Origin of the sequence: uncultured Chitinophaga sp., from assembly GCF_902168175.1 — a bacterium.
In the GTDB taxonomy this organism is placed as follows: domain Bacteria; phylum Bacteroidota; class Bacteroidia; order Chitinophagales; family Chitinophagaceae; genus Chitinophaga.
In genome coordinates this window covers 1-10092 of the sequence record NZ_CABHOU010000065.1, presented here as the reverse complement: position 1 = coordinate 10092, position 10092 = coordinate 1, and the positions used below count along the sequence as shown (strand labels likewise).

Below are 10092 nucleotides of genomic sequence, written 5' to 3'. Positions count from 1 at the left end.
TCGAACCCGGCGCGGCCGAACTGGAACTTGCCACCATTGCGGCTGTCGCTTACCTGGCGGGTGTAACTGGTGTCGCCGTTGGCAGGGAAGTTGGTACGATCGGTAACACCATTGCCCCAGTTGCGGTTGGCGTTAATATTATAGTTGATGAAGAAGTTAACTTTACCCTGACGGATGTTCAGGTTACCGCCGCCATTATATTTATCGTTGGTGCCTATGCCACCGTTCACCATACCGTTAATACCCGCTTTACGGTTCTTTTTCAGTACGATGTTGAGGATGCCGCTCATACCTTCCGCATCGTAACGTGCAGAGGGGTTGGTGATCAGTTCCACGCTTTCGATAGCGTCGGCGGGGATCTGGTCGAGCGTAAGGGTAGAGGGTTTGCCGTCTACAAACAAGGTAGGGGCAGCGTTGCGCACCTGTACATTACCGTCGATGTCTACATTTACAGAAGGTACACTTTTCAGTACATCGGTAGCGGTACCGCCCACGCTTACGAGGTTACGGTCTACATTAAATATCTTTTTATCGATGCCCATGGAGAACGCGCTGCGCTGGCCGGTAACTTCTACTTCTGCCAGTGCTTTTACATTCGGTTCGATACGAATGTTGCCCAGGTCCTGGTCGACAGTTTGCGGCGTAACGGTTACTTTTTTAGCGAGGGTTTTGTAGCCCATAAAGGTAATGCGTACGAAGAAAGGGCCGAAGGGTACGTTCTCTAAGCTGAAGTCGCCGTTAGGTTTGGTCAGCATGCCGGTAACCAGCGAACTGTCTTTCGCCCTGTGCAGCGTAACGGAGGCGTACTCCACCGGTTGTTTTGTTTTAGCATCAAGTAGTTTTCCGTAAAGGTGACCAATGGCCGGCATAGCGCCACCTGGTGCGCCAGGCCGCATACCGCCTTGTGGTGCGCCGGCGGGCGGTTGTGCAATGGCTTGTAAGGTAAATGTGGATAATAGAAGTAAGATAGCTGCGAATCGCGTTTTCATTCTCATAAATTGTTTTGCTTCACTGTTTTCAGACCAAACTGATGTTGATATTACAATAGATACGTGTTCCGTACCAGCTGCAAAAGTAGCCGACGGCAGGATGTAATCCCGTTATATTTGATAAGTGGGTGTTTTAGCTGGACAACCATACTAAAACACTAGAAAGGAGGTGTTAACACTTGTTAACACTCCATGTGCAGGATATATTAAAAGAGGAGCGTAATACCGAGGTAAACGAGGCCAGTCAACAGTCCTACCAGCGCACCGAAGCCGCTTAACATCGCGAGTTCTTTCCCCATATTGGCCTGTACGGCTTTCTCAATTTCGGCTACAGAAATCTCGTTCACTTTGCGGGTTACGATCTTTTCCATATCAAATTCCTGCTGTGCATTTTGCAGGTATTGATCAATGATTTTAGGGAACAGCGTATTGAGTTCGTCCACCAAAGTGCCTTTGATTTGCGAGATGGTGCTATCACCGATGAACATGGACAATACCGGCATGGCTTTCGGCAGTTTCTCGCGCAGGAAGTGGTCGAGGTGTGTTTCCACGAAAGGCATGATAGCTTTTATCTTTTCAGGCTCGCTGAGTTTGGCGCGGATAGCGTCGAAAGAAAAGAGTTGGGTAGCTACGAGTTGCCCCAGTTTGGAGGCGATGAGCGGCTGCTGTTTAGGCAAAATGCGTCTGAATAACAATTTCACCGCCAGGAAAATAGCGAGCCAGCCGGCTATGGCTGTAACGATGGGTATGATGTAAACAGGCATTTGCATGGTATTAAAATAGATTGCAAAAATACGTCCAAGAATAAACAAAAACGGCCTCCTGAAAGGAAGCCGTTTTATCCGGGTGGATGAGGGGGCTCGAACCCCCGACCCTCAGAACCACAATCTGATGCTCTAACCAACTGAGCTACAACCACCGTGTCTGTTTGTTTGTGGAGTGCAAAGGTAATACAAATCGGATTTAATTTCCAAATGTGATTTGAAAAATGTTGCAACTTTTTTGAAAAGCTTGTTTGGTTGCAGGTTGGAAGACTGGGGAAGTATGGAACAAACATTTGTTCGCTATTCAGCCGCCGTTGTGTCACTCCTTTCAGCGACATCTCAATACCCGTCAGAAAGTAAAGGCGGGCATTACCAAATCCGTCATGGCCAATAATTGGTTGTAAGGAGGGCGGGAGAAGGCTATCGGCTTTAGCGGTGCCTGGCGAAATTGCGGATGCTTTGCCCAGCTAATATCCCCTTGCACGCACGGCTTTACTGACGCGAAGACTGCGCACGAGGATGGCTTCGTACCTCGCCATGACGGAGATGGTGATGCCCGCGTTAGCGGGCACACAATAGGATTTTGCATCCGTCGGTTTTATACGGGGCCGCGCGATGCGCACCGTTACCCATATAGCAGCGGGTACGCTGAAGTAAATTCGATACCCTCTATCAAAAAATAGTTGCTTTTAAACCCGAACTGTCACTCCAGTCTTCGCGACGATAAAGCAGCGCTGTACGCAGGTTGTGTTACCGATACAGCTCTCTCCCCGGCCGTCATGGCGAGGTACGAAGCCATCCTCGTGCGCAGTCTTCGCTACCGTAAAGAAGCCTGTACACAGATTGTGTTACCGATACAGCTCTCTCCCCGGCCGTCATGGCGAGGTACGAAGCCATCCTCGTGCGCAGTCTTCGCAATAGTAAAACATGAGTAGCGGCAATGCTGATTACTACGACAGTGCTTTTCACTTCTGTCAGTTATCGGCGTGCGGCCATGGAGGCGGGTTGCCGGGCTTACTGATAAATACCGCGATACGTGTTTCTTTGCCAGGCGTGTGGTCGGTAAATGTTTTTGCAGGGAGCGACGAAGCTGTGGATATACCCTCCGTAAACATCTCCTGTGCAGCAACATTCCCCGCTGCATCAAATGCTTTTATCACCACGCGTGCGGCGTTTTTAGTCTTCACTTTATATCGCCAGTTATCTGCATGATTACTTCTCGTCGCCATGCCTTTTTCGATCAGTACACCTGTATCGTCATACAGCTCCGCACTTACCTGGCTTACTTCGAAATTATCGATAGCCACAATGCGTATCATGCGGTTATGTTCCTGAAGGTGCCTGATCTCAGGGGCCTGCATAGCGTCGGAGATGGCCTCGTTGTAGGCACTGCGGCCTTTACGGGCGCGGCGGGCGTAGGAGGCTTTGCGCGCAGGGTTGCCTATTACGGATTGGGCGAACAGGTGGGCCTGGCGGAATTTGTTGTTGCTGGCTACCTGTTTGTCGGACAGCGGGCCGGTATATGGGTTTTCGATGCGGCAAAAGTGAGTACGACCGTTACGCTGACGGAAGTAACTGTATCTGCCGAATTTTCCACTTAAACCGTGGGTGATAATATTATGTGTATAAACTGCCATGTTTGTTTGTTTTATATATTAAAGATCGGTTATCGCAAAGCCGGAAAGTTGGCCGTTCCGGTTAAAATTCCGGTTCCTGCGCTTACGGCATTATCAGACAAAGATCGGTGATGGCCTGGGGGAGGAATTGATCGTTTGAGAGAAAAAGTTGTCCGTTTAAGAGAAAATGTAAGGTGAGTGCATGGACAAAGCTGGGTGAAGCGGCGCGCAAGCGGACGGTTAGACGCGTTTTAAGGCTTGCGGGTGTGATTGCGACAACGGAAAAGCCATTCCCCAGCCCAAACTACCCACTACAGCTGAAGGGAGTGACACAACGGGGGCTGGGGAGCGCTCCCTCCGCTGGCCCCAACATATTAGGATTTTGCACCCTGGCCGGGTCAAAACGGGCGCGAAAAGCCATTTTACATCCAGATTACAATCTTTTTTGAAGCTCATTCTCACCTGATTAGATGGTTGCAGAGTCCGCACGGCCCTAACTGCTCTTTGCCCGCCTTCTAAAATGCCTTATTTTTGCCTCTCGCAACCCAGGATACTGAAAAGCATCCACAAAACTTACTAGCCCAGCATCGCGAAGTGCTGGGATTTTTATGCCCATAACTAACCGAAATAGATGTTTTGTAAACTGTGTGAGTGTTCAATTTTATTGTAGAGGTTTAAAAAGTATTAATTAGTAAGTATATGGATCAACTCAAACTTAAACTCAGGGAGTATTACCAACGGATCCAGGAACAGCAGCCAGGCGCCGAAAAGGGGAAAGCAACAGACGATGTAGTGCTGGAACTGGAAAACGATATCCTGACACAGTTCGGATTACCGTTTTCTAAACGTTTTGTCCAGATCCTGCACGATTTTACAGACCACAGCCAGGTGAACGACCAGCTGTTGGACTATGTAAGCAAAAAACTGCGCGCTGCCGCCAGGAAGTACCTGCTGGCACCCGTAATGTCGGACCATGAACAGCTGAATCATGCCCGCGATCAGAAAAGGAGTCCGCTGGACGTATTGCCGGAACTCGGTTATCCTACGCACGAATACGCGATATTCCTGTTAGGCGAACTGCTGTACCGTCGTAATATGGCCGTGGCCGACATTCTCGACGAGCTGAAGAAAGTGGAACGCCACGACCAGTGGGACAACATTATGGTATTAAGCAACGTGACTAACTATGCCGCGCATGCCATTTACGAAAAACTGCAGAAGCAACACCTGCGTTTCGTCGACGACTTTATGCAGCATAGCCGCCGCAAAGCCTCCCGGCCTAAGAACAAACGTTCGAACCCGGCAGACGAAGGCTACAAACCAAATTATCATACCATTACCAAGGCGCAGGTAGAAGACATTGTGTTTGATGATAAGGCAGCGCCAAAGCTGTATGGTAAAATGAAACTCGGTTCAAGGCTTACCCGTGTGGCTATCGGAATGGAATTTTCGGAACTGAACCAGTTGCTGACCGGCAGCGGGGAAATGGCCGAACAGGTGGGCGAAATGCTGAAGAAACGTATGACTGCCGCCGCACAGGCTGGCAAGCCACTGGTGATGGACATTCGTGCTGAATTTGGAGAAGTGCTGAAACTGGACAACTGTTACCTGGAAGTGTACAAACCGCAACAACTCGTGAACGGAAAGTGGGTAGAGGACAAAGAAGCTTTTTATTATGTTGATAAGATACTCAGCAAAAAAGAAGTGGAAAAGAGATTAAAAGAAGAAGATACAAAACAGAAGATCCAGGAATGCCTGGAACTGGTTGGAGGCTCATACGTGGCGTACCAGCGCCTTCGCAGACTCGGCATCACTGAAGACGAAGCGAAGTTACGCGCCGGCCTGCAGGATGAACTGCTCTTCAAATTATCTTTCTATCTGCATAAACTGAAGGACTAGTAACAACTGGCCTGTTTATTGTACCCGCGCAGTATTAGCTGCGCGGGTTTTTTATTGGCGCATCTTCCCTAACTTTATAGAATGCAATAGCGAAATGCGGCCACCTCTTGCCTGGCCGCCGGGAACATTGAACGATAAAACGGCCACGATGAAAAAAATATCCCTGCTTTGTCTGATCTTACTGACTACATTTCTAAATACCAGGGCTGCCGGCAGCGGCCAGCCTCCTTATTACCTCATACAACTCGATAACCGCAATGGTTTATCCAACAGCGCCGTAAACCAGTTACTGATGGACAGTGGCGACCTGCTTTGGGCAGCCACCTGGGATGGTCTTAATATGTACGACGGCAGCAGCTTTCACGTGTTTAACTACGGGAAAGATAATATGGTGCGTAGCATTGGCAACAATGTAGTGTTGCAGATGTCGGAAGACCGTCGCGGTGATATCTGGATGAGTACTGTAGAAGGGGTGTCGCGTTATCATAAACTCACAGGCCGTTTCTCAAATTACTTCTACGAAAAGCGCCAGCACAGCCGCATCAGCGAGCAGGAATACGAACTGGTAACCGATACGGCCGGACAGGTGTTTTGCCTTACACGACAAGATGGCTTAATGTATTACAATGCCGAACGCGACTCATTCGTGGTATGTGCATTGCCCGTAAGCGGCGACCGTATTGCCAAAGCAGCATTCGACCCTGCTAACCGCCTGTGGTTACTGCATGCCGATGGACGGCTGGAAGCGTATACGCAACATGGGCAGCAGTACAAGCCCTTTCGCCAGGAGCAAAACATCAGCAATTTCTTTATCGATAATGGAAAGATGTACCTGTTTGCCGGCAACCAGGTGCGCCAGTTGGACGGGTATAGTTTGCAGCCCTTATTAACCGCATCGTTACCAGCATCGGTAAAAGCGATGTGCCGTTACAAAGATCATTACCTGCTGGCCTGGGCTACACAGGGTTTCGGTGTATACAACAGCGATCTGCAGGCAGTAGGTTTCCTGAAAGAAGAGGCAGCCGCCCTGCAGGGTACACGTATCACTTCCTGGGCTACCGGTCGTGAAGAGGTGTTGTGGTGTGGTACAGATGGTAATGGGATATACAAGATCTATCCGCAAACACGCTACTTCGGGGAAGTGAGATCGATCAATAAACCGGTACGCGCTTTTACTGAAGTAGATGGCGCTTTGTGGGTGGGCACGAAGGGGAACGGTATTATCAGCTTTCCAAAGCAAACACCGGGAGAGCGGCAGCCGGTATTACAAGATAAACTGGATAACAATTCGGTGTTCGCATTTTACAATGCCGGCAGCCTGGTGTACATCGGTACCGATGGTAAAGGCATAAATGTGTACGACCGTGAACATAAAAAGCTCTATCGCTGGGATGAAATAGCAGGCAGTGATCAGTACCCTGCATTCGGTTCTGTGTACGTGATACTGGGCGATACAGATGGCTCGGTGTGGCTGGGTACCAGTGGTTACGGGTTGGTGCGGGTGAAGATAGAGAAGGAGAAGGCGGGATACCGGGTAGCCATGTTCCGTCAGTATACTTTTAATGGTACAGGCAGCGGGCCTGCGAACGATATTATTTACGCACTCGCCTTTGGCAGCGATCATACACTTTGGATAGGCTGCCGGTATGGTGGCCTTAGCAGGTTGGATATTAAGAAACAGCAGTTCCGTAGTTATAAGGCCTTTTCGTACGACGGTAGTTTGTCCCACAACGATGTGTTATCATTATATCCTGATAAAAATGGCCGTTTGTGGATAGGTACCAGTTATGGACTTAACTGGTTATCGTTAAAAGATGCAGATAAAGCAACACCAACGTTCAGCAAGTTCACCACCGATAATGGCATGCCCAACAACACCATCCACGCTATTTCAGAAGACGGGCAGGGTAATATATGGGTAAGCACCAATAAGGGGCTGGCGCGCATCAGCGCCACTACCATGGAAATCTCACACTTCCAGGAGCCCGACGGCTTACAGAGCAACGAATTCAGTGATGGGGCGGTGTGGAAAGATGTGGCAGGCAACCTGTACTTCGGTGGCATCTATGGGTTTAACTATTTCCAGTCGGGCGATATACGCGGGCGTAACGGGCATCCTAACCTGTTACTGAGTGGTTTGCAGTTAGGCGGTAAGTTATTGGAAGATAACGTACTGCTGGTATTAAAGCCCGGGCAGGCTAACGTAACAGACTATACGCTGGAACGGCGTGGTAACTTTTTTGAGTTACAGTTAAAGGCCATCAGTTATTTATATGCAGAGAAATGTGAGTACGCGTACTTCCTCGAAGGATATGATAAAGCCTGGCACTACTCCGGTGGTAATGGCAAAGTGGCTTACGGTAACGTACCACCAGGGCGTTATACCTTAAAAGTGAAATGGTCGAACGGCGAGGGTAACTGGACGGCAGAAACAGCCGTGATGCAAATACAGGTGAAACAGTACTTCTGGCTTACCTGGCCCGCGTTCCTGTTATACCTGCTGGTGATAAGCGGTGCATATACCGCCATGTTCCTGTACCGCCGCAATAAGCTGGAAATGAAATACCAGCTCGAAATGGAACATATGCTGCGCAAAAAAGAAGAAGAGGTACACCAGCAGCAGTTAAGTTTCTTTACCAACATTGCGCACGAACTGCAAACGCCGCTAACATTGATAGTGGGTGCGGCCGAACGGAACAGGAGCCAGGAGAACGGTTACTTCCCGTCGTTATTGCAGCAGCAGGCGTCGCGGCTAACCTACCTGGTGCAGCAGCTGCTCGAGTTCAGGCGGGCAGAGTCGGGCTTTCTGAAGAACTACTACACACAGCTCGATGTATCGGCCCTGCTGGAGAACATCGCAGAACTGTTCGCGCCTTTGTGTAAGCAAAAGGGGCTGCGCTATAAAATGAATATCCAGCCGGGAATAGAAGGGGTGGTAGATAAAGATAAGCTGGAGAAGATCATGTTCAACCTGCTGTCTAACGCCTGCAAACATTCGCCCAAACACCAGGAAGTGATATTCAAAGCCGGTGAACACCAGGGCATGCTGGAGATCAGTGTGAGCAACTCCGGCATTACCATACCCGAAGATCAGCTGGATAAGTTGTTTACGAGGTTTTTTGCGGCCGATACCAATCCGGGGGAGAAGTTTAGTGCCGGGATAGGGCTGGCTTTTACGCGGCAGCTGGTGAACCTGTTGCAGGGGCAGGTGAGCGTGGCCAATGAGCAGGGCGGTGTGGTATTCAGGGTAGCGATACCGTTGGAACCCGAGGTAACCGAGGGTACCTTTATTATACAGCAGGACGATGTAACGCCCTCTCCTTTACTACAATCTATTACCGAACCGCTGGGCAAACAGGAGCTGGACATTACAGAAGCCAACAGGTTGCCGCGCTTAGAAAGCCTGGCCGAAGGAGAGCGTAAAAGCATCCTGGTAGTTGAGGATGAATATGCGATCCGTCACCTGTTACGGGATGTGCTGGCGGCACAATACATTATATATGAGGCAGGCAGCGGGGTAGAAGCGCTGGAACTCATCCGACAGACCCTGCCCGACCTGATCATCAGCGACGTGATGATGCCAGACATGAACGGCCTGGAACTGTGCGACCGTGTAAAGAACGCACCCAGCACCTGCCATATACCTTTTATTATACTATCCGCCCGCGGCGCCATCGAACACGAGATCGAAGGCTACGAAGCCGGGGCAGATGCTTACATACCCAAACCATTCCACATTACCCATTTACAGGTGCGCGTACGTAAACTGCTCGGGTACCGCGAGCGAATGCACGACCTGTTCCGGAAAGACAGTCCGCTCAGCAACATCGAAGAAGAGGAGATGGGCGACGATGACAAGCAGTTCCTGCAGCAGCTGGTGAAGTTTATAGAAGATAACTTTACCGACGAGCAACTCAGCGCAGCACACCTTGAAAAACATATGAACCTCAGCAAAATGCAGTTGTACCGGAAACTAAAGGCACTGTCGGCCATGACGCCCGGTGAATTTATCAAGTGTATCCGGTTAAAAGAAGCAGCCCGTTTACTGGTAGGTACCCAGCTTACCGTGACCGAAATATTTTACCGTACGGGGTTCAATAACCAGTCCTACTTCTTCCGCGAATTCAAAAAACAATATCAATGCTCGCCCAACGAGTACAGGACCCAGCAAACGATGGTATAGGCCGTTTGTATAGTATTAATCATTTGATTTACAGTTGGATGTGTTTTTAGTAACAGGGCCGTTCCGTTACTATTGTACAGTACTTTGAAAGCATAGTGCAGTAATTTCGGGTGGCATGCGGGTAACTTTACCTTACTCAAAACAAAATCCACCACGTATGAAAAAGACATAACAGCCGCTTTGGCTCTTCCGTCATATTCCACCATTCTTAAACTCATTTCTTCAAAAGACTCCCTTTAAACAGGAAATCATTAAAACACTTCACACATGAAAAACTGTCTGAACCTGATTAGCTGCGCGCTACTCTTACTCGTCTGTTCCACAGGCTTCGCACAGGTAAAAGTGAGCGGCAAGGTAACCGACGACCAGGGCGAAGCTATTCCCGGGGTAACTGTAGTACAGCAAAATACGCGTAACGGCGCGGTTACAACCCCCGAGGGTACCTTTACCCTTACACTTAACAGTACCGCTCCACAGGCGCTTCAATTTTCCTTTATGGGCTTTCTACCACAAACCGTATCCTACTCAGGCAGCGGCGATTTAAACGTGGTATTAAAGAAAGATGAAGTAGCACTAAAAGATGTAATAGTAGTGGGTTACGGCACCCAGAAGAAAAGCCAGGTAACCGGCGCTATTGCCTC

6 protein-coding genes and 1 tRNA gene are annotated in these 10092 nt (G+C 49.4%); 3 read left to right on the top strand and 4 right to left on the bottom strand.

Annotated features, from left to right (window positions below):
* From QZT80_RS13665 to QZT80_RS13650, 4 genes are all read right to left on the bottom strand, one after another.
* Window positions 1-989: carboxypeptidase-like regulatory domain-containing protein (locus QZT80_RS13665; RefSeq protein WP_295122681.1), on the bottom strand; the 989-nt coding region annotated here is incomplete at its 3' end.
* A gap of 206 nt (window positions 990-1195) precedes the next feature.
* Complete coding sequence (locus QZT80_RS13660; RefSeq protein WP_295122678.1) at window positions 1196-1753, bottom strand: DUF445 family protein; 558 nt, start codon at window positions 1751-1753, stop codon at window positions 1196-1198.
* Between the two features lie 81 nt (window positions 1754-1834).
* Window positions 1835-1908 (bottom strand) — tRNA-His (locus tag QZT80_RS13655).
* A gap of 819 nt (window positions 1909-2727) precedes the next feature.
* The gene (locus QZT80_RS13650; RefSeq protein WP_295122676.1) at window positions 2728-3390 is read right to left on the bottom strand and encodes a hypothetical protein; all 663 of its coding nucleotides are present in this window, start codon (window positions 3388-3390) and stop codon (window positions 2728-2730) included.
* Window positions 3391-4068: 678 nt separating this feature from the next.
* Between QZT80_RS13650 and QZT80_RS13645 the strand changes: the two genes are divergently transcribed.
* From QZT80_RS13645 to QZT80_RS13635, 3 genes are all read left to right on the top strand, one after another.
* The gene (locus QZT80_RS13645) at window positions 4069-5268 is read left to right on the top strand and encodes a hypothetical protein (protein ID WP_295122674.1); all 1200 of its coding nucleotides are present in this window, start codon (window positions 4069-4071) and stop codon (window positions 5266-5268) included.
* A gap of 148 nt (window positions 5269-5416) precedes the next feature.
* Window positions 5417-9451: a two-component regulator propeller domain-containing protein gene (locus tag QZT80_RS13640; protein ID WP_295122670.1), complete on the top strand. Its 4035-nt coding sequence runs from the start codon at window positions 5417-5419 to the stop codon at window positions 9449-9451.
* A gap of 267 nt (window positions 9452-9718) precedes the next feature.
* Window positions 9719-10092 (top strand): carboxypeptidase-like regulatory domain-containing protein (locus QZT80_RS13635; RefSeq protein ID WP_295122667.1); only part of this gene is annotated, 374 nt, incomplete at its 3' end.